Source organism: Burkholderia sp. AU15512, assembly GCF_002223325.1.
Taxonomy (GTDB): Bacteria; Pseudomonadota; Gammaproteobacteria; order Burkholderiales; family Burkholderiaceae; genus Burkholderia.
The window spans coordinates 247,278-267,308 of record NZ_NKEX01000005.1 but is presented as its reverse complement, the minus strand read 5'-3'; the positions used below and the strand labels follow the sequence as shown (position 1 = coordinate 267,308).

Genomic DNA, 20,031 nt, shown 5'->3' with positions numbered 1-20,031 from the left:
TCCGGACTGCCCCGATGCCCGCTCACGCTTCGCCTTTCCCCGCATCGTCGCCCGCGTCAAGCGCCGGTGCCGCGCGCATCGGCACGTCGCGCCGTTTCGCCCCGTTCGCGCTGGCCGCGCTCGCCTGCCTCGTATGCGCGATGTCCGTCGTCGCGCTGTGCGTCGGCGCCTATCGCATTCCGCTCGCGGAAGCCTGGGCCGCGCTGACCGGCGATGCGGCCGCGCAGCAGGCGCGCGCGGTGCTGTTCGACATCCGCGCGCCGCGCGTCGCGCTCGCGTTGCTGGTCGGCGGCGGCTTCGGCGCGACCGGCGCCGCGATGCAGGCGCTGTTCCGCAACCCGCTCGCCGATCCGGGGCTCGTCGGCGTGTCGAGCGGCGCCGCGCTCGGCGCGACGACGATGATCGTGCTCGGCCCCGCGCTCTTTGCCTCGCACGTAAGCGCGGCCGCGTTGCCCGTCGCCGCGTTCGCGGGTGCGCTCGCGGTTGCCGCACTCGTCTACCGGCTCGCCGCGTCGCGCGGCCGGCTCGCGCTGCCGCTGCTGCTGCTCGCCGGCATCGCGATCAACGCGCTGGTCGGCGCGGCGATCGGGCTCCTCACGTTCGTCGCCGACGACGCGCAATTGCGCTCGCTGACCTTCTGGAGCCTCGGCAGCCTCGGCGGCGCGCAATGGTCCGCGCTGGCGGCCGTCGCGCCGTGCGTCGCGATCGGCGGTGTAATGCTCGCGCGTGAACGCGACGCGCTGAACGCGTTGCAGCTCGGCGAAACCGAGGCGCTGCACCTCGGCGTGCCCGTGCAGCGGCTGAAGCGGCGCGTGCTCGTCGCGGTCGCGCTCGCGGTCGGCGCGCTGGTGTCGTGCGCGGGCATCATCGGCTTCATCGGGCTCGTCGCGCCGCATTGCGTGCGGCTCGCGTGCGGCCCCGACCAGCGCGTCGTGCTGCCGGGCGCCGCGCTGCTCGGCGCGCTGCTGACGCTCGCCGCCGATCTCGCCGCACGCACTGTTGCCGCGCCCGCCGAAATTCCGCTCGGCGTACTGACCGCGCTGCTCGGCGCACCGTTCTTTCTCGCGCTGCTGTGGAAGAGCCGCGGCGCGCTCGGCGGCTAACCCTTCTTTCACGACGATCATGCTGACCGCCCATCACCTCGACGTCGCCCGTCGACACAACGCGATCCTGCGCGACCTGTCGCTGTCGATCGAACCCGGCCGCGTCACCGCGCTGCTCGGCCGCAACGGCGCGGGCAAGAGCACGCTGCTGAAGACCTTCGCCGGCGAACTCACCGGCGGCGTCGCGCCGAACGGCGTGCGCGTGACCGGCGACATCACGCTGAATGGCGAACCGCTCGCACACATCGACGCACCGCGGCTCGCGTGCCTGCGCGCGGTGCTGCCGCAGGCCGCGCAGCCGGCGTTCCCGTTCAGCGTCGACGAAATCGTGCTGCTCGGCCGCTATCCGCATGCGCGGCGCAGCGGTGCGACGTCGCATCGCGATCGCGACATCGCGTGGTGCGCGCTCGAACGCGCGGGCGCCGAGGCGCTCGTCGGCCGCGACGTCACGACGCTGTCGGGCGGCGAACTCGCGCGCGTGCAGTTCGCCCGCGTGCTCGCGCAGCTGTGGCCGGACGACGATGCGATGGAAAGCGGCCCGCGCTACCTGCTGCTTGACGAGCCGACCGCCGCACTCGATCTGTCGTATCAGCATCGCCTGCTCGAAACCGTGCGCGCCGTGGCACGCGAGTGGCAGCTCGGCGTGCTCGCGATCGTGCACGATCCGAACCTCGCCGCGCGGCATGCGGATACGATCGCGATGCTCGCCGACGGCACGATCGTCGCGCACGGCACGCCGCGCCACGTGATGACGCCGGCACATATCGCGCGGTGCTACGGATTCGCGGTGAAGATGGTGGAAACCGGCGACGGTGCGCCGCCGGTGATGGTGCCGGCGTAGCGCGTGTGGCGTGCGCATTACGCCGCGCGATGTCATCGCATGATCGATCGCAACGACTTTCACAACGCATCATTCGCGCTTCGCGCATCCCCTTCAAGGAGACCCACGTGCCGCTTCCGATGACCCGCATCATCCTGTACGTCCAGGACGTCGCAACACTGAAGACGTTCTACCAACGGCATTTCGATCTACCCGTCATCGAGGAAATCGAACACGAGTGGGTCGTGCTCGGCGCAGGCGCCATCGAGCTCGCGCTGCATCTCGCCGGCCCGGCGTTCCGCCGCGCGGTGACGGCTCACACGGAAGCGCGCGCGGAATCCAGCCACGTGAAGTTCGTGTTCTCGATCGGCCAGGACATCGCCGCACATCGCAATCGACTGGCCGGCAGCGGCGTGACGGTGCGCGATCTCAAGCGCTACGACGGGTTCGCGTACACGATGTACGACGGCATCGATCCGGAAGGCAACGTCTTCCAGGTGATGCAGGCCGACTGACGTTCCGTTCGGACTGGGCGCTCACTCAAACGCCCCGGCCGGCATCGCCGTCGCCCAGCGCCGCGCGACCGGCGCGCCCCCGCTCAATGCTCGAGATCCGCCGCGCCGAACGTCCGCATCTTCCAGCCGAGTCGCACGGCGAGCATCCGCATCGAGAAGCCGGCCGCCAGCGCGACGACCGTCGCGAAGCCCGCATCGACGCCGAGATGCAGCATCCCGACATAGAGCCCGCCCGTAACGAACGCGACGCTCGCATACAGCTCCTCGCGCAGGATCAGCGGCATCTCGTTGCACAGCAGGTCGCGCAGCATCCCGCCGCAGACGCCCGTAATCGCGCCGGCCAGCACGACGATGATCGGCGCGGTGCCGGTCGATGCGCCGACGTCGCAGCCGATGATCGTGAACGCCGCGAGGCCGATCGCGTCGACGGTGACGAACAGCGTCTTCATTCGCGTGACATGCCGTGCGGCCCATGACGCGACGGTTGCCGCGACCAGCGTGATCACCAGGTACTCGGGATGCGCGATCCAGCCGAGCGGATAGTGGCCAAGCAGCACGTCGCGCACGGTGCCGCCGCCGAGCGCCGTCACCGCGCCGACGAGTGCGAGCCCGAAGCGGTCCATCCCGCGGCGCATGCCCATCAGCGCCCCCGACATCGCTTCCGCGACGATTGCAATCAGATAAAGCGTATGCATGGTGCGCGTCAGTCATCCGTGCGGAACAGATCGAGCACGCGCTCGCGCTCGGCCGCATCGACCGCGGCAGGTGTCGATTCGATGGGCTTGCCGTTGTCGCCCCGCACGTCGGACGCACCAGCCACCGCCGCCGCTGCCGCCCCGCCGCATGCGAAGCGGCTGCGGATGTAGGACGGCACGTCGGCCGTGCACGTGCCGCGCGTGTATTCGGCGTAGACGAAGTCGCCGTCGACGAGCGCGACGTCCTGCGGCGGCGTCGCCTCGACCGGCGTACGCCCGTCGACGGCCGTCTTCATGTAGTCGAGCCAGACCGGCAGCGCCAGCGACGCGCCGGTCGCACGCCCCATCGGGCGCGGCGTGTCGTAGCCGAGCCATGCGACGGCGACGACGCCCGACGAATACCCGGCAAACCACACGTCCTTCGACCCGTTCGACGTGCCCGTCTTGCCGGCCGCGTCGTCGCGGCGCAGCGCGAGCGCGCCGCGCGCGGTGCCGGATTTCACGACGTCGCGCAGCATGCTGTCCATCACGAACGCATTGCGCGCCGACACGACGCGCTCACCCGACGGCGCCGTCGCCTCGTACATCGCACCGCCGTGACGCTGCTTCACCGACAGGATCAGGCGCGGCTCCATCCGCGTGCCGCCGTTCGCGAACACGCTGTACGCGCTCGCGAGTTCGAGCGGCGTCACGGCGCCCGCGCCGAGCGCGAGCGGCAGCGACGCCGGATTGCGCTGCGCGTCGAAGCCGAAGTGCACCGCGTGCTGCTGCACGTAGCGCGCGTCGGTGGCCTGCATCAGGCTGACCGCCACCAGGTTCTTCGAGCGCATGAGCCCGCGCCGCACCGGAATGAAGCCTTCGTAGTTGTTGGCGAAATTGCGCGGGCGCCATGGCCGCGCGCCGGTTTCCTCATGCGTGAGCGTGCGCTGCGTATCGTCGACGAGCACGCCCGGGAAGTAGCCCTTTTCCAGCGCCGCCGAATAGACGAACGGCTTGAAGCTCGACCCCGGCTGACGATACGCCTGCAGCGCATGGTCGAACACGTTGCGGTTGAAATCCGCGCCGCCGACGAGCGCGAGCATGTCACCCGTGGCCGCGTCGAGCGACACCAGTGCGCCCTCGAGCCCGTTGCGCGCATCGCGCTGCGCGCGCGGCTGGCGGCTCAGCGTGCGGGCGAGCGACGATTCGGCCGCGCGCTGGTCGCGCATCGAGATCGTCGTCGTCACGTCGAGGCCGAGCGTATAGGCGTCGTCATGGAAACGCTCGACCATCATCCGGCGCGCGCGCTCGGCGACGTACGGCGCTGCCATGATCCCCGGCGGCGGCGTGGTTGCCAGCACGATCGGCGCGTCGACGGCCGCGTGATACGTCGCGTCGTCGAGCTGGCCGAGCGCATGCATGCGGCCGAGCACGTAGTTGCGCCGCGCGGTCGCGCGTGCCGGATTGACGACCGGGTTGAACGCGGACGGCGCCTTTGGCAGCCCCGCGAGCACGGCTGCCTCGCCCGCGCTCAGCGCGTCGAGCGGCTTGCCGAAATACACGTTCGCGGCCGCCGCAAAACCGTAGGCCCGCTCGCCGAGATAGATCTCGTTCATGTACAGCTCGAGCAGCTTGTCCTTGCTGTATTCGCGTTCGAGCTTGGTCGCCATCAGGATCTCGGCGAGCTTGCGGCTCAGCACCTTGTCGCGCGTCAGGTAGAAGTTGCGCGCAACCTGCATCGTGATCGTGCTGCCGCCCTGCCCCGGCTGCCCCGTCAAGACGTTCGCGAACGTCGCGCGCGCGAGGCCGTTGAAATCGACCGCGCCGTGCTGGTAGAACTTCGCGTCCTCGGCCGCGAGCAGCGCCTGCCGCATCAGCGGCGGGATGCGTTCGAGCGGCACGAACTCGCGCCGCTCGACGCCGTATTCGGCCAGCAGGTCGCCGTCGCGCGAGAAGATCCGCAGCGGCAGGGCGGGACGGTACACGGCGAGGTGCTCGACGGACGGCAATTGTGTCCAGATCCGCTGGATCGTCCATGCGCCGATGCCCGCGCAGGCGACCGTCAGGCCGAGCAGCGCGCCCGCGAGCGTGCGCCACACACGGCGACGGCGTGGCGGTGGCGCCGATGGCGGCGGCGGGGATGCGGTGTGGTCGGTCATGTCGGGCTCCTTCTTCGATGCTGCGACGGCCGGTGCGCGAGAGGCACCGACGGTCACGAAAGGCGCGCATTGTCGAAGGGATGGCACGAAACCGGAACATTCTTTAGCCAAAGTTTGGCTGGCTAAATTTTATTTAGGAAAGTGCGCCGGGCCGTTCACGTCGTATCTGCGACCGCGTGACGCATCGTTGGACGAACCGTGCTGCGCGCGAGCCGGTTCGGCGGTAGCATCGTGTGATGTTCGATCGATACCTTGGCCTGTGGGGCCTCGTTCCTGACGGCGGCCCGATCGTGACCGCTAGCGGCGGCCTGTTGCCCGTCGTCTGGCAATCGCGGCCGGCGATGTTGAAAGTCGCTACCTGCGACGAAGAACGTCGCGGCAATGCGCTGATGACCTGGTGGAACGGGCAAGGCGCCGCGCAGGTGTGGCTCCACGACGGCGATGCGATTCTGCTCGAACGGGCGCAGCCGGAACCGACGCTGGCCGGCTTTTCGGCATCGGGGCATGACGACGATGCGATGCGCATCGCGTGCGATGTCGTCGCGCGGCTGCATGCGTATCGTGCTTCGGAGCCGCCTTCGGTCGTGCCGCTGCATGACTGGTTTCAGGCGCTGCTGTCCGACGCTTCAGCCAGTGTCGTGCTTCGTTGCTCGGGAACGGTCGCGCGCCAGCTGCTGGACGGGCCGCCCGTCGACGAAGTCGTCCTGCACGGCGACATCCATCACGGCAACATTCTCCATTTCGGCGATCGCGGCTGGCGTGCGATCGATCCGAAAGGGCTGCGCGGCGATCGCGCATTCGACTACGCGAACCTGTTCTGCAATCCTTCACACGACGTTGCGGTCGATCCGGTGCGGTTCGAACAGCGTGTCATGGTCGTGGCCGATGCTGCACGGCTCGATAGGCGCCGGTTGCTGCAGTGGATTCTCGCGTGGTCGGGTTTGTCGGCCGTGTGGCTGATCGAAGACGGCCTGTCGCCCGATACACGGCTGCAGGTCGCGACGCTCGCGGCGGCTGCGCTCGACCTGTAGCCACACGCATCGCCCGTGAAAACGGGTTCATCATGAATTCCCGGGGAACGCGGGAAGACCGACGGCTCCCGGCCAGGAGGGGACGTTCGACAAGGGTGCGGGAATCGTCGACAATCAAGCCCGCTTATATAACCATTCCAACAAAGGCAAAACAATGATGACTTCCAGCGATGGCCTGACCAGTCCGGCACGTCTCCTGCGGCTCGCCTCGTGGGTAATTGCGATCATCTTCGCTGTCTTTCTGAACATGCTCGGCAGTCTCGTGATTCGCGACATGGCCTTCGCTCCGAGGGGCGGGCCGCCCGTCGTCGAGCAATTCGCGGATGCGCCATTGAAGGCGCGGCTGGATGCAGCCCGACGCGATCTGCAGGCACGGCACGACGCGCTTGCCGAGAAGGCCGACGCAATGGAGGTGGCTCGCGGACGCGCCGCGAAGGAGTACGCGGCCGAGAAAGAAAGTTTCCGCAACTGGCTGGCAACCCGCTCAGTGACGGGAGACAGTGCGAGGGACCCGGACATTCTGGCGAGAACTCGCAAGCTGGATACGCTCCAGGCCGTGGTCGTCAACTGGCAGCATCAGATCGATGCGGTCGGCGACCAGCAACGGGCCCTGGCGTCGCAGCAGGCTCAAGTCGACACGCAAATCGCCGACGCGGACGCGGCAGCCCAACAGCGCTTCGAAAAGGCGGACCGGCATTACGAGTTGCAGGTGTTCGGACTGCGGCTTGCGCTCACGCTGCCGATTCTGCTGATGGCGATCTGGCTGTTCGTGCGCTATCGCAAGATGCGCTACTGGCCTTTCGTATATGGCTTCGGCCTGTTTTCACTGAGCGCATTTTTCATCGAACTGGTCCCGTACTTGCCGAATTTCGGCGGCTATGTCCGGGTCCTGGTCGGCATTGCGCTCACGGTGTTCGCCGGCCTTTACATGATGAAGGCCTTTCAGCGCTATGCCGAACGTAAGCGGCTCGAATTGCAGCAGGATCAGGGAGAACGTGCGCGCACGATCGGATACGAAAAGGCCGTTCGCTCACTCGAAAAAAAACGCTGCCCGTCATGCGACAAACAATGGAATCTCGGCGGCGACGACTCTACGTTCTGCGTGCATTGCGGATTGCGGCTCTTCAACGTATGCGGATGCGGTGGCCGGAATTTCTTCTTCTTCCCCCATTGCCATCAATGTGGCGCGACGCAGGGTAATGAGTCGCCGGCGGCATCCGACTGACGGTCGGTGTGTTCGCAACACGCACCGGCTGGATTCCGTCGATGCCAGGTTGAATCCGCAGCTGACATCTGCCGTTGGAACCGCGGCCACTCGACCGTCGGAAACGGGGCGTCAAACGGCTCCCCCGGAAACCCACGAAGAAGCCGAAAAAAAGCCCGCCGGCATCCGCCGGCGGGCTTTCACATCCAACTGCCTGAACGACGCTTACCGCGCCGGATTCAGCAACAGGTTCATGTGACGGTTCACATCTTTGTACAGCAGATAACGGAAGCGCCCAGGCCCACCCGAATAGCACGCCTGCGGGCAGAACGCGCGCAACCACATGAAGTCACCGGCTTCAACCTCGACCCAATCCTGGTTCAGTCGATAAACCGCCTTCCCTTCCAGCACATACAACCCGTGCTCCATCACGTGCGTTTCAGCGAACGGAATCACGCCGCCCGGCTCGAACGTCACGATGTTCACGTGCATGTCGTGGCGCATGTCGCTCATGTCGACGAAGCGCGTCGTCACCCATGCGCCGTTGGTGCCCGGCATCGGGATCGGCTCGACGTCCTGCTCGTTGGTCACGAAGGCTTCCGGCAGCGGAATGCCGTCGACGGCCTGATAGTGCTTGCGCACCCAGTGGAAACGCACCGCGGCATCGCTGACGTTGTGCAGCGTCCAGTCCGCGCCCGGCGGAATGAACGCGTAGCCGCCCGGCTTCAGCACGTGCTTCGTGCCTTGCAGCGTCAGCTCGGCCTCGCCTTCGACGACGAACAGCACCGCTTCGGCGTTCTTGTCCTGCTCGGGCTTGTCGCTGCCGCCGCCCGGGTTCACTTCGACGATGTACTGCGAGAAGGTTTCCGCGAAACCCGACAGCGGGCGGGCGATCACCCACAGGCGCGTGTTCGTCCAGAACGGCAGCCAGCTCGTGACGATGTCGCGCATCACACCCTTCGGGATCACCGCGTACGCCTCGGTGAACATCGCGCGATCGGTCAGCAGATCGGTCTGCGGCGGGTGGCCGCCGTGCGGCGCGTAATACGTTGTCTTAGACATAGTGCATCCAGGCAATGGGTTGGTCCGGCCCCGGGTGCCAACGGCATCGGGCGGCACGTACGCGCGTGGGGCACGCATGCGGCGGCGGGACATCGTTGCCGGGGTGGCTTGAAGGCGCATGCGCCTTCGTTCGGTCGGCCAGGCTTCGCGACGGGTTCGTCCGGTTCTTCGGACGCGGCGGCCCATGCTTGTGGGGCCGGCGACCGGGCCGTGGCGCTCGCGATCATGCGGCGAGGCGCGGCCAGCGGCACGGTGCGATGCCGTACGCGAGCATCGCCGACGATAGCGAAGTCGTTCGCAATCGACCAATTAAATGTTGCGATGGATTGCATTCGATTTCCCACTACTAGCCGGCAGCCGCGATACGCGGTGAGGACGCGCGAAACGACGCTCTGGCTATCAGGGAAATCCTGACGGACGGGGCTACGTGCATGTTCGCCCGGACGCTACCGGACAGATGAAAAGCCGCAGCCGCTGTCGCGACACACGCGGTTCGCGACACATCCGGTTACGCAGACTGGAGCGCGACGACGTGCGCACGGCAGCAAGCCGCACCGCGCCAGTCATGAGCCGCCGTCAGGCCGCAGAACGGGGGCCAACGGGAATCGAATGGAACGCGAATGGTATCGGCGCTACTCGGACGCATTCAGTCACGAGAGTCGATGGAGTCGGAAAGCGGGGAAATACAGCGAGGAGGAAACTTGCCGGCCCGTCGATCGGGCATCTGGCCGCGGCTGAGGGAGCCGGAAGGTATTCGCCGGTCTGGCCGGCGATGACGGCCCGGCAGGCTGCCGGGCCGAATCTCGCGTCGGGTGCCGACGCCGTCGGCGCGCCGGTGCGCGGTTCACGCACCGAGCCGCGCCAGCGACGATCAGTCCCAGTCGCGGTGATGGTGATGCTTGCGGTGGCGGTAGCCACGATCGCCGCGACCACCGTAATCGCGCTCGTACGAGCTGCGCGACATGTTGCCGCCGAGCGCCGCGCCGGCGCCGCCGCCGACCGCCGCACCCAGCAGGCCGCCCGTGCGGCCGCCCATCGCGTTGCCTGCCGCGGTACCTGCGCCGCCGCCGAGGGCGCCGCCGATGATCGCGCCGGTGCGCTCGTGACGGTTCGACGTCACCGCGCCACCCGCGCCGCCGCCGATGGCGCCGCCGATCACCGAGCCCGTGCTGCCGCCGAGCGCACCGCCGACCGCTGCGCCGGCTACCCCGCCGAGCGCGCCGCCAAGCGCGTTGTTCATGTCACCTGCCATGGCCGGCAGTGCAGTCGCGCCGGTCAAAGCGGCGACGACGAGAGCGGGGGCGATTTTCTTCCACATTCCCGTATTCTTCCTTGTTCGCAATCTGGTTATTGAAGGTCCGCTCGGTACGACGATCTGAATCGATCGACGTCGTGTCAGGCATTGTGCCGAACCGCGGACCAATTCATTTCATTGAGCTTGCGGCGAAGAATAGCACCGGTCCCCCATCCTTGCCGTGGACATTCTGGTAACAAGTTGTTTACGAATAAGCGCGTTCGAACGGCTGCACCCGAATGCCCGCAAACCCGCGCCAGCATTGGCTTCGCCGAGGGCTCGGCCGTGCGGAACGACAGGCCGGCGATAGGCGGCGTCGCACGTTTGCGACACACGTGGCAACACATCGGGAACGAATCGTGGGCGGCGCCTGAAACGGCGGCGCGGAAGAAATGAAGAGGGTCAGTACACGCCCGGCAGCAGACGCCAGGTCCGCGCGCAATACGCGTCGTATTCGGCGCCGAATTGCTCGCGCAGCAGCGCCTCTTCGGAGCGAATACGCGCGACGAGCGGCACCATCGTCAGCACGACCAGCAGCAAGCCGACTCCCGAGCGGAATGCCAGCGCCCACCCGACCGAATTGACGACCAGGCCGAGATAGCTCGGATTGCGGATGCGGCGGTAGATGCCGTCGGTCACGAGCGTATGGCCCGGCTGGATCGCGACGAGCCCGCTGAAGCGCTTGCCGAGCACGAATACGGGCCAGATGCGCAGCACACCGCCCACGATGTACAACACGACGCCGATCCAGCGCACCGCCTCGCCGCCGAAAGTCCAGAAGTCGAGCCGGTCGGTCAGCGCGGGCAGGTATGCGAGCAGGAACCCGCTCACCCCGAACGCCGCGAGCACCCAGCGGTTGTCGCGGTTCTCGCGCTCGCCGCTGCTGAGGTTGCCTTCGGTGAACAGCGCGGCGACGGCCATCGCGAGCGTCGCGACGACGACGACGGTCAGCTGTGGATGCGAGAAAAAGGCCGCGAACCCGCCGCTGCCGAGCACCGCGAGCCCGAGATAGACGAGCGTGGAGAGGGCCGACGCGACTGCGATCTTGCGGGTGACTGCCATGGCTGCCTCACAGAAACGCGGAATGCGCTTTCCTGTGAAGTATAGGAAGCGCGCGCACGCCGCGCAGCGCACCGCCGTCATGCGATACGAGAATCCGCGCGAGTCCCCGGCGCCACGCGTCGGCGCTGACCGATGCGGCCAGCACTTGCGCCCGATGCCGGATCAGCGGATGCGGAAGTTGCCGCCGATCCCGACGCTGACGGGCGGCGCGTAATACGCCGGCGCATAGCCGTAGTAGGCCGGCGCGGGCGCGTAGCCGTACGGCGGCGCGACGTAGCAGCCGGACAGGCCGCCGATCAGGGCAAGCGTGATGAGAAGTCTGGTCATGGCTCGATTCCCGGCGCGAAAGACGAATGGCACCTCGCGAAAGCCGTGCCGCCGTGAAGGGCGGCGGCCGGCACGAAGAGGCGATCCGCCCTTCCTGTCGCTCGGTGAAGCAATGCGCGGAGTCTAGCGCCGGGTGGGCCTGGCCGAGTTTCGTCGGCGGTTACACGTGTTACCTCGCATGACCGCTGAAACAGGCGTTGGCACGGCGGCGGGCCGGTACGCGATGCCGTGCCGTCGCCGCGTGCAATCGACGCGTTACACGAAACGCGCGCGAATGCGCTGCGCGAGCGCTTCGAGCGTCGCCGCGTCGGCGATCTCGCGCGCATGCATCCGCAACTCGGCGCCTTCCCAGCGCGGAATCACGTGGAAGTGCACATGCGGCACCGTCTGGCCGGCGGCCGCGCCGTTGAACTGGCCGATGAATACACCGTCCGGTTCGAGCGCCGCGCGCACCGCCGCCGCGACGCGCTGCGTCATGCGAATGCCGGCCGCGGCGGCGTCGCCGGACAACTCGAAGATCTGCGCGGCCGGCTCCGTCGGGATCACGAGCACGTGGCCGTCGGCCTGCGGCATCAGATCCATGATCGCGAGGGTCGCGTCGTCTTCCGCGACTTTCACGCACGGCAGTTCGCCGCGCAGGATCTTGGCGAACGGGTTGTTGTTGTCGTAGGACATGGCGTTTTCCGATAACGGTTGGACTGGGAGAGGGAGAAAGCGATGCCGGACGATTATCGGCCGACGGCCGGTCGGATTTCAACTTGTCAGGCCGCATCGCCCTTGCGGCGAACAATGGCCGCCGGCTCGCCTGCAGCATCGGTAACGGAATGGAATATCCGGCCGTCGCCATCCGTTTGTTTCGAGCGTGGGTTCACGCGGCAACAGCACGATCGCGAACCTGCGCCGGACACCCGTCGGCTGCGCAGGCCGGCAGCCGGGATGACTGCTCGCGATCATCAACCGGAGTCATGCCATGGACCCTCTCCCCTCCTGTCGTTCCCCCGCCACGCCCGTCCTTGCGGTTGATCCGCCGGTCGTCGCGCGCGTCCGGCGCACGCTTGCGCACTCGCTATGCCGCGCGGCATGCGGCGCCGGGCTGGTCGCGTTGTCGTCGGCGTTCGCCTGGGCCGGCGGCAGCGACATCATCTTGCCGATTCCATCGTTTACCGCGTCGACCGTGCCCGCCAACGGCGATGTCAATCCGTACGGCATCGCGTTCGTGCCGCGCGGCGTGCCGAGCTGGAGCACGCTGAAACCCGGCGACGTCGCCGTGTCCAACTTCAACGCGGCGTCGAACACGCAAGGCACCGGCACGACGATCGTGAAGCTGTCGCCCGGCAAGACGCCGGCGGCCTTCTTCCAGGGCAGCAATCTCGGCCTGACGACCGCGCTCGCGGTGCTGCGCAGCGGCTTCGTGCTGGTCGGCAACGTCCCGGCGCCGGACGGCAAGACCGTCGTGCCGCCAGGGTCGCTGCTCGTCATCGGTCCGCAAGGCAATCTCGTCACGCAACTCAGCAGTGCGGCGCTGCTCGACGGGCCGTGGGACATGACCGTGATCGATCGCGGCCAGCGCGTGACCGCGTTCGTGTCGAACGTGCTGAACGGGACGGTCTCGCGCATCGAACTCGCGATCGGCGACAACGGCGTCACGATGCTGCCGGGCTCGCGCGTCATCGCGTCGGGCTACGTGAATCGAACCGATCCCAGTGCACTCGTCGTCGGCCCGACTGGCCTCGCTTACGACCCGAACATCGACGTGCTGTATGTCGCGTCCACCGGCGACAACGCCGTGTTCGCGATCCAGAACGCGGCGTCGACGAATCGCAACGGCGGCGTCGGACGGATGATCTACTTCGACGTGGCACACCTGCACGGCCCGCTCGCGCTGGCGCTCGCGCCGAACGGCCATCTCGTGACCGCGAACGGCGATGCGGTCAACGCCGACCCGCAGCAGCCGAGCGAGATCGTCGAATTCACGGTGGACGGGCGCTTCGTCGCGCAAATGCAGGTCGACACCGTGCCGGGGGCCGCGTTCGGCCTCGCGTTCGGGCACGGCAGCAAAGGCCAGCTGGAATTCGCAGCCGTCGACGACAACACGAATACCGCGACGGTCTGGACCCTGCGCTCCGACCACAACAACGCGCAGTAACGCGCCGCCTGGACGGGCCGCATGCGGCCCGTTCGCTCCAGACGATCGACACATGCGAGTCACACACGCCGGGCACCTTGCGCGCGGTCGGCGCCGCCCGGCGTCGCACCCACCCGCGATTGCCACCGCCGGCCCGAACCTGCGACACTGCCGGTTCAGGTTCCGCCTGCCGACAATCGAGGACGCTCGCGCATGACGATCCCCTTCAAGAAGCTGATCCTGCGCGGCGTCGCGCTCGCCGTCGTCGCCGCGGTCGGCTACACGGGCCATATGTTGTCCCGGCTCGCGCCGATCGCGACCGGCTATGCGGCGAAGGCACTGTGTTCCGGCGTGTACGTGTCGGGCCGCCCGGCCGCGTCCGTGATCGACGTCGACATCATGGCCGGCGTGCATCCGCTGCTGAAACTGGTACACCCGTCGATCGACCCCGATCATCATCGCGCGACGGCGACCTTCGCCGGCTTCGCCGAACGCGAAGCCGACTTCCGGCCCGGGCTCGGCTGCACGCTCGCGCTCGGGCCGTCGCCCGGCGCGTTGCCGGCCGCGCTGCCGCCTCTCCCCGACCCGCCGTCCACCCAGCCGGCACCGGTCACGCTGCCGGCCGGCATCGACGCGCAGAAGCTGCAGACCGCGCTCGACCGCGCGTTCGACGAGCCCGATCCGGCGCGGCCGCGGCGCACGCGCGCGGTCGTCGTGATGTGGCGCGGCCAGGTGATCGCCGAACGCTATGCGCCCGGCTTCACGGCCGACACGCCGCTACCCGGCTGGTCGATGACGAAGACCGTCACGGCCGCACTGGTCGGCACGCTCGTCGCGCAGCACAAGCTGTCGCCCGATGCGTCGGCGCTGCTGCCCGAATGGCGCGGCGGCGGCGATCCGCGCGCCGCCATCACGCTCGACGAGCTGCTGCGCATGACGAGCGGCCTGCAATTCAACGAGGACTACGACGACCCGCTGTCCGACGTCGCATTGATGCTGTACGCGCAGCCCGATACCGCGCGGTTCGCGTCGGCGAAGCCGCTCGCCGCGGCACCCGGCGCGCAGTGGTCCTACTCGAGCGGCACGAGCGCGATCCTCGCGCGCGTGATGCGCGAGGCACTGGGCGGCAGCGACGGCGACTACCTCGCGTTACCGCACCGCGCGCTGTTCGCGCCGCTCGGGATGCGCAGCGCGGTGTTCGAGCCCGATGCGTCCGGCACGCTCGTCAGCCCGTCGTACATGTATGCGAGCGCACGCGACTGGGCGCGCTTCGGGCAACTGCTGCTGCAGGATGGCGTGTGGGACGGGCAGCGGCTGCTGCCGGAAGGCTGGGTGCGCTACCTGACGCGCACGACGCCGCAGTCGGCGCGACAGGAGTATGGCGCGCAGCTGTGGGTCAAGGTGCCGGAGCCGTTCAACGATCGCGATCCGCATGCGGTCGCGATGCCGGCCGACGCGTTTCATGCGGTCGGCCATGAAGGCCAGTTCGTGAGCGTGGTGCCGAGCCGGCAGCTGGTGGTCGTGCGGCTCGGGCTGTCGCGGCCGGAATCCGCGTGGAATCACGAGGCGTTTCTCGCGCGCGTGCTCGACGCGGTGCCGGCGCCCGGCGCATGAAAGCGGGCCCGAGGGCCCGTGCATATCGGTCGTGACGCGAACGCGGTGGCGCTTGCCACGCCGCCACATCGCCACACCGCACACTACCTGCGAAGCATCACGGGTTCGCGCTGCCCGCGTATTTCTGGAAGCCTTCGCGCGTCGCGAGACGTTCGATATAGCGCGACACCGCCGGGAAATCCGGATGCTCGAACGGCGTGCCGAACCAGCGGTTCACCGACAGGCCGATCGGAATGTCCGCGAGCGTGAAGCCGTTGCCGGCCACGTACGCGCCGGTCGCTTCGAGCTGCGCGTTCAGCACCTGCATGTGCTTCGTCCAGCCCGCGATCGACTGCGCGATGCCGGCCGGATCCTGGTGATCGGGCGATTTGCGCACGAGGCCTAGGAACGCGCCGACCCACGAGCGGTTCAGGTCCGCGCCCTGCCAGTCGATCCATTGATCGACCCGCGCGCGCGCCTGCGGCTCGGCCGGATACAGCGCATCGCCGCCGTAGCGGTTCGCGAGGTAGCGGATGATCGTGTTCGATTCCCAGAGCACGAAATCGTCGTCCTTGATGACGGGCACGAGACCGTTCGGATTCAGCGCGAGATAGGCCGGATCGTGGGTCGTGCGGAAGCCCGCGCCCCAGTCTTCCTGTTCGAACGGCAGGTTCAGCTCGGTGCACAGCCACAGCACCTTGCGAACGTTGATGGACGGGATCTTGCCGAGGATGTGCAGCATGCAGTCTCCTTGTGAGGTCGGATGCGGAGCATTCGGGACGCACGACACGCGCCGAACGCGTTCACGCCGAATTTATACACGACCTTGTGGCAAACGACAGCCCGTCCGCGGAAAATCCGCATGCGGACGATGCGTCAGGTCACGCAGCGCGTGCTCGGCCGTCGGGAACCGGAACATGAATCCGTCCTGATGCAGCCGCGCCGGCATCACGCGCTGGCCGTCCAGCAGCAGCTCGGCCATCTCGCCGATCGCGACGCGCAGCGGCGCGGCCGGCACGTGCAGCCAGGCCGGGCGATGCAGCACCTTCGACACGACCTGCACGAACTCGCGCTGGGTCAGCGGCGCGGGTGCGACCGCGTTGTAGACGCCGTGCATGCCCGAATTCGCCATCGCACGCGCGATGATCCGCAGCACGTCGTCCCGGTGGATCCAGCTCATCACCTGCGCGCCGTCACCGAAGCGCCCGCCCATCCCGAAGTAGTGCGGCAACAGCATCGGGCGCAGCGCGCCGCCGGGGCCGAACACGACGCCCAGCCGCAAAACGACCGAACGAACGCCATGACGCTCGAGCGGTTGTGCCGACTGCTCCCACTGCCGGCACAGCGCCGACATGAAGCCGCTGCCGGCGCTGCTGCCTTCGTCGAGCCGCTCGTCCGAAGGACGCACGCCGTAGTAACCGATCGCCGATGCCTGGATCCACGTGCGCGGCTTGACCTCGGCGGTCTCGACCCAGCGCATCAGCGATTCCGTCACGCCGACGCGGCTCGCGAGCAGCACCGCCTGCCGGCGCTTGCTCCAGCGTGCACCGAGCACCGGCGCGCCCGCGAGATTGATGACCGTGTCGAAACGCTCGTGCGGCTGCAACTGCTCGACGGACGTGACGCTGCGCACGCGGCCGTGAAACGCGTAGGCCGCGCGCAGCGGATCGCGCGCCAGCAACGTGACCGCATGCCCAGCATCGAGCAGATGGTTCACGAGGGTTTCGCCGATGAAGCCGGTCCCGCCAGTGACGAGCACATTCCCCGGCGGCTGCCCCGCGAACGGATTGACGACCGGCTCGCGTCGCGCGATCCGGCAGGCCGCGATTCCGTCGCGGATTCCCGAAATCGTCACGCCCACGGCAAACAGGCTGAGCAACCAGCCGTGCCAGCCGAGGTCGAGCGCCTGCAGCGCGGTCGGCTCGTGCGCCCACGTGGCCAGCTGCATCGCGATCATTCCGAACAGCGCGCCGCCGTTGACGGCCAGCAGCGTGTGCAGCACGCGCTCGGTCGCCGGCAGCTTGCGGCTCTGGTCCTCGACGACGAAATCCCACAACGTCAGCACCACCTCGACGACGACCACCACCGCGAGGGCCGCGACCCACGCGCCGTGAAAGGCGACGTTCGCGATCGATGCGAACACGAGACCGTAAAGCACGGAGCGCACCGCGTGAATTCCCAGCTCGAGCCGCGCGCGCGGGCTATGCGGCAGATCCTGCGTGAGTTCGTGGTGGTAAAGCGTATCGAATGCGCCCATCGCGCCCTGCACGATCAGCAGGTTGAGCGCCCAGTCGTAAGCAGGCAAGGTGTTCATACCGCGTCCCTCCTCCAAAGCCAGACAAGCGGCGGCACCATCGCGACGAGTGCCGCCGCGTCGATCGCCACGTGGCCCGATACCTGGGCCTGCAATGAAAACAGCATGTCCTGCGGCGCCCAGATCAGCAGGCCGGCCAGCAGCCATCCCCACACTTCCCGTTTCTGCAACCTGTTGCCGAGGTGCACGAGCGCCAGCATCCAGACCGACGCACATTGCACCGTCGCGCCCATCAGCGACATCCACCAGATCTGTTGCGCATGCGCCGCGTCAGGTGCCGTTCCCGTCCAGAAATGCAGCTCGATGGCGCGGTGATACGCGTCGAGCCACGGCGCGCTTGCAACCCAAGGAACGGCAACGCCGACGAGCAGGTGTGCAAGCGCCGCGCAGTACATCCAGGTCACGACGATCCGGCGCGCCGCGTCACCCACCGGACGATCCGCCGTGGGTGCGGCAGCACGGTCGCGACCGCTACCGCACGCCGCTCCGTCGCACGGCGCTTCGGCGCGATAGCCGAGCCAGCGCGATACCGCATGCCAGTTGCGCGCAAAGCGGCGATATAGCAGCGCCAACGCACCGCGCACGGCCGGCACGCGCAGCAACCGGACGACCCAGCGACGGCCGGTCAGCGCCTGGGCGGCCAGGATGCTGTCCACGCCGGTCAGCATGCGTCCGTCGGGCAAACGCGCGTGCAATTCGCGGTTCAGCGCGGGCAGGTCGACGCCCAGCGGCGCGGGATCGAAACCCGGCTCGGCGATATCGACGAAAGCCAGCCGGCGTCGCGCGTCGCGGGCCCCGAGACGCTTGATCTCCGCCACGCATAACGGACATCGTCCGTCGAAGTACAGCACCAGTTCACTTGAGTCCATGATTCGCATTCCTTCTTTTTTCTGTCGCATGCCTCATGAATCGATCGACTGCTTTCCGCTGTGCCGAACCGCTGCTTCTGTTCAGCGGCACCGGCACACTTACATCGGCTTGAGCACCATCAGGAAGTAGACGGTCAGCATTGCGAAGAACGCCGGATAGCCGAGCAGTTCCCAGCGCTTCGCGTAAAGCCAGTAGCGTTCCGGCAGCGCGGCCTCGCCGCTCGCATGAGCGAGCTTCGCCATCGCGGCCAGTTCGACCTGCAGCCACACGACCGGCAGCCAGCACACGCCGGCGATCGCGTACAGCACGATCGACGCCATGAGCCACGGCGTATCCCACGGCCAGCCGGCCGTATGCGCGAGCCACAGGCCCGATGCCGGCTGGAAGATCACGGCCGGGGTCGTGAACCACCAGTCCGCGCGCACCACGAGCCGCGACACGGCCGCAATGGCGGGCACCGAGCGCGTGCGGTTCGCGAAGAACAGGTAGAACGCGGTGCCGAACCCCGTGCCAACCAGCAGCACCGAGGACAGGATGTGAAGCGCCTTGATGACGAGATAGGTATTCATGCTCGTTCTTCTTCTGCAAAAAGGATCAACAGGATCGCGAGAATCGGTACGTTCTTGAGCACGGGGCCGAACGGTTCGGCGAGCAGGCCCGGCATCGTGACCGCGATGACGGCCGAATACGCGACGATCAGCGCGGCTTGCGCGGCCCACAGGCGGCGCGACGGCGCGACGACGGTTGCGACGCCGAACGCGAAGTCCAGCGCGCTGGCCGTATAGAGCGCGATCAGCGCGGGCAGCCCCGTCAGGTGCGCGGGTGCGAGCAGCGCGAGGCTTGCGTGCCGCGGATGGATGAACGCGCTGGCGATGGCCGTCCAGATCCACACGATCGCCAGCGCGCCCAGCAGCAGCGGACGACGCCACATCGCGAGCGCGTCGCGACGCAGCGCCGCGGCGTCCGCGCCGATGAAGCCGTCGATTCCGCGCGGCGGCCGGCCGAGCATCGCCGTGGCGGCAGCCGGATCGCCGGTGTTCCCGCCACGCAGCATCGTCCACGTATCGCGCGTGAACATCGCGCCCGGCAGCGTGCCGAGGAGCACGGCCGCCACACCGGCCAGCGGGCCCGGCAATCCGATGCGAACGGCCGGCGCAAACCCCAGCGCGGCGCGGTAGCGGGCCAGCATCTCGCGGTATTCGACTTCGTCGGTGCCGACCACGTCGATCACCGGGTGGCCGGCCGCCGGCGCATCGACGCACCGCGCGACGACTTCGGCGAGATCGTCGACGTGCACGGGGCGCAGCCGCTGATGGCCGCCCGCCGGCAGCACCTGCACCGGCAGGCTCGCGAGCATCCGGAAAAACCGCGCCGACGCGCCGTCCGTGCCGTAGACGAGCGCGGGACGCACGATCCGGAAGTCGATCGGCAGCGTCTGCAGGAAGCGGTCGGCCGCGACCTTGCTCGCGAAGTAGCGCGTATCGCCACGCTCGACGCCGAGGGCCGAAATCTGGATCACGCGCCGCACGCCTGCGCGGCAGCACGCGGTGAAGAGCGCGCACGGCGCGGCGCGATGCACGGCGTCGAGCGTCGCGCCGCGCTGATCGGCAAGGAGGCCGACCGCATTGATCACTACGTCGACGCCTTCCAGCCGCGCGAGCCACGCGTCGGGGTCGACGTCCTTCGCGAAGTCGATCGCGACGTCGGACGGGCCGGCCGCCTGACGCACGCCGCGCAGCACGCGATGGCCGCCGGCTTCGAGCCGCGCGCACAGTGCCCGCCCGATGAAGCCGTTCGCCCCGCACACGAGCACGGTCATGCTGCGCGCCCCGGTGCGGCCAGGCGGGCAGGTCGACGGCAAGACGGTGTCCATTTTTA

General features: G+C 68.1%; 19 protein-coding genes. 7 read left to right on the top strand and 12 right to left on the bottom strand.

Annotation, left to right across the window (positions count from 1 at the left end; genetic code table 11):
* Positions 1-14 precede the first annotated feature (14 nt).
* The 3 genes from CFB43_RS18745 (at position 15) to CFB43_RS18735 (ending at position 2,438) form a co-directional block, all read left to right on the top strand.
* Positions 15-1,103, top strand: a complete 1,089-nt coding sequence (locus CFB43_RS18745; RefSeq protein WP_089496080.1) for a FecCD family ABC transporter permease — start codon at positions 15-17, stop codon at positions 1,101-1,103.
* A gap of 19 nt (positions 1,104-1,122) precedes the next feature.
* Positions 1,123-1,944 (top strand): heme ABC transporter ATP-binding protein, encoded by an 822-nt coding sequence (locus CFB43_RS18740; RefSeq protein WP_089496079.1) that lies wholly within the window; start codon positions 1,123-1,125, stop codon positions 1,942-1,944.
* 107 nt (positions 1,945-2,051) lie between these two features.
* Positions 2,052-2,438 carry a VOC family protein gene (locus CFB43_RS18735; protein ID WP_089496078.1) on the top strand — a complete coding sequence of 129 codons (387 nt, stop codon included), beginning with the start codon at positions 2,052-2,054 and terminating at the stop codon, positions 2,436-2,438.
* Positions 2,439-2,521: 83 nt separating this feature from the next.
* Here CFB43_RS18735 and CFB43_RS18730 read toward each other — a convergent pair whose 3' ends face one another.
* Together CFB43_RS18730 and CFB43_RS18725 are read right to left on the bottom strand one after the other, a co-directional pair.
* Positions 2,522-3,133, bottom strand: coding sequence for a trimeric intracellular cation channel family protein (locus tag CFB43_RS18730; RefSeq protein WP_089496077.1), 612 nt, complete (start codon positions 3,131-3,133; stop codon positions 2,522-2,524).
* Between the two features lie 8 nt (positions 3,134-3,141).
* Entirely contained in the window at positions 3,142-5,271 is a 2,130-nt protein-coding gene (locus CFB43_RS18725) for a penicillin-binding protein 1A (RefSeq protein WP_089496076.1), read from the bottom strand.
* A 236-nt stretch (positions 5,272-5,507) separates the two neighbouring features.
* Between CFB43_RS18725 and CFB43_RS18720 the strand changes: the two genes are divergently transcribed.
* Together CFB43_RS18720 and CFB43_RS18715 are read left to right on the top strand one after the other, a co-directional pair.
* On the top strand, positions 5,508-6,302 hold the full coding sequence (locus CFB43_RS18720; RefSeq protein WP_089496075.1) for an aminoglycoside phosphotransferase family protein: 795 nt from the start codon (positions 5,508-5,510) through the stop codon (positions 6,300-6,302).
* A 157-nt stretch (positions 6,303-6,459) separates the two neighbouring features.
* On the top strand, positions 6,460-7,527 hold the full coding sequence (locus CFB43_RS18715; protein ID WP_179254860.1) for a zinc ribbon domain-containing protein: 1,068 nt from the start codon (positions 6,460-6,462) through the stop codon (positions 7,525-7,527).
* A gap of 204 nt (positions 7,528-7,731) precedes the next feature.
* Here CFB43_RS18715 and CFB43_RS18710 read toward each other — a convergent pair whose 3' ends face one another.
* From CFB43_RS18710 to CFB43_RS18695, 5 genes are all read right to left on the bottom strand, one after another.
* Complete coding sequence (locus CFB43_RS18710; RefSeq protein ID WP_039349877.1) at positions 7,732-8,568, bottom strand: bifunctional allantoicase/(S)-ureidoglycine aminohydrolase; 837 nt, start codon at positions 8,566-8,568, stop codon at positions 7,732-7,734.
* A gap of 871 nt (positions 8,569-9,439) precedes the next feature.
* A complete protein-coding gene (locus CFB43_RS18705; RefSeq protein ID WP_039349867.1) occupies positions 9,440-9,886 on the bottom strand; it encodes a hypothetical protein in 447 nt (148 codons plus the stop codon).
* Positions 9,887-10,264: 378 nt separating this feature from the next.
* Complete coding sequence (locus CFB43_RS18700; protein WP_089496073.1) at positions 10,265-10,924, bottom strand: methyltransferase family protein; 660 nt, start codon at positions 10,922-10,924, stop codon at positions 10,265-10,267.
* A gap of 162 nt (positions 10,925-11,086) precedes the next feature.
* Positions 11,087-11,251, bottom strand: coding sequence for a hypothetical protein (locus tag CFB43_RS38430; RefSeq protein WP_011353821.1), 165 nt, complete (start codon positions 11,249-11,251; stop codon positions 11,087-11,089).
* Between the two features lie 255 nt (positions 11,252-11,506).
* Positions 11,507-11,926, bottom strand: coding sequence for an HIT family protein (locus tag CFB43_RS18695; protein ID WP_089496072.1), 420 nt, complete (start codon positions 11,924-11,926; stop codon positions 11,507-11,509).
* Between the two features lie 295 nt (positions 11,927-12,221).
* Here CFB43_RS18695 and CFB43_RS18690 point away from each other — a divergent pair, with 295 nt between their 5' ends.
* Both CFB43_RS18690 and CFB43_RS18685 read left to right on the top strand, forming a co-directional pair.
* On the top strand, positions 12,222-13,397 hold the full coding sequence (locus CFB43_RS18690) for a hypothetical protein (protein ID WP_179254852.1): 1,176 nt from the start codon (positions 12,222-12,224) through the stop codon (positions 13,395-13,397).
* Between the two features lie 192 nt (positions 13,398-13,589).
* Complete coding sequence (locus CFB43_RS18685; protein WP_089496071.1) at positions 13,590-14,990, top strand: serine hydrolase domain-containing protein; 1,401 nt, start codon at positions 13,590-13,592, stop codon at positions 14,988-14,990.
* A 97-nt stretch (positions 14,991-15,087) separates the two neighbouring features.
* Here the strand turns inward: CFB43_RS18685 and CFB43_RS18680 are convergent, their stop codons facing one another.
* The 5 genes from CFB43_RS18680 to CFB43_RS18660 form a co-directional block, all read right to left on the bottom strand.
* Positions 15,088-15,711 carry a glutathione S-transferase family protein gene (locus CFB43_RS18680; RefSeq protein ID WP_089428914.1) on the bottom strand — a complete coding sequence of 208 codons (624 nt, stop codon included), beginning with the start codon at positions 15,709-15,711 and terminating at the stop codon, positions 15,088-15,090.
* A 72-nt stretch (positions 15,712-15,783) separates the two neighbouring features.
* Positions 15,784-17,283, bottom strand: coding sequence for a TIGR01777 family oxidoreductase (locus CFB43_RS18675; protein ID WP_089496070.1), 1,500 nt, complete (start codon positions 17,281-17,283; stop codon positions 15,784-15,786).
* Entirely contained in the window at positions 17,280-18,152 is an 873-nt protein-coding gene (locus CFB43_RS18670) for a thiol-disulfide oxidoreductase DCC family protein (protein WP_089496069.1), read from the bottom strand. The genes CFB43_RS18675 and CFB43_RS18670 overlap by 4 nt, the downstream gene beginning before the upstream one ends.
* 99 nt (positions 18,153-18,251) lie before the next feature.
* Positions 18,252-18,722, bottom strand: a complete 471-nt coding sequence (locus CFB43_RS18665) for a DUF2269 family protein (protein ID WP_089496068.1) — start codon at positions 18,720-18,722, stop codon at positions 18,252-18,254.
* Entirely contained in the window at positions 18,719-20,026 is a 1,308-nt protein-coding gene (locus CFB43_RS18660) for an SDR family oxidoreductase (protein ID WP_089496067.1), read from the bottom strand. The genes CFB43_RS18665 and CFB43_RS18660 overlap by 4 nt, the downstream gene beginning before the upstream one ends.
* Positions 20,027-20,031 lie beyond the last annotated feature (5 nt).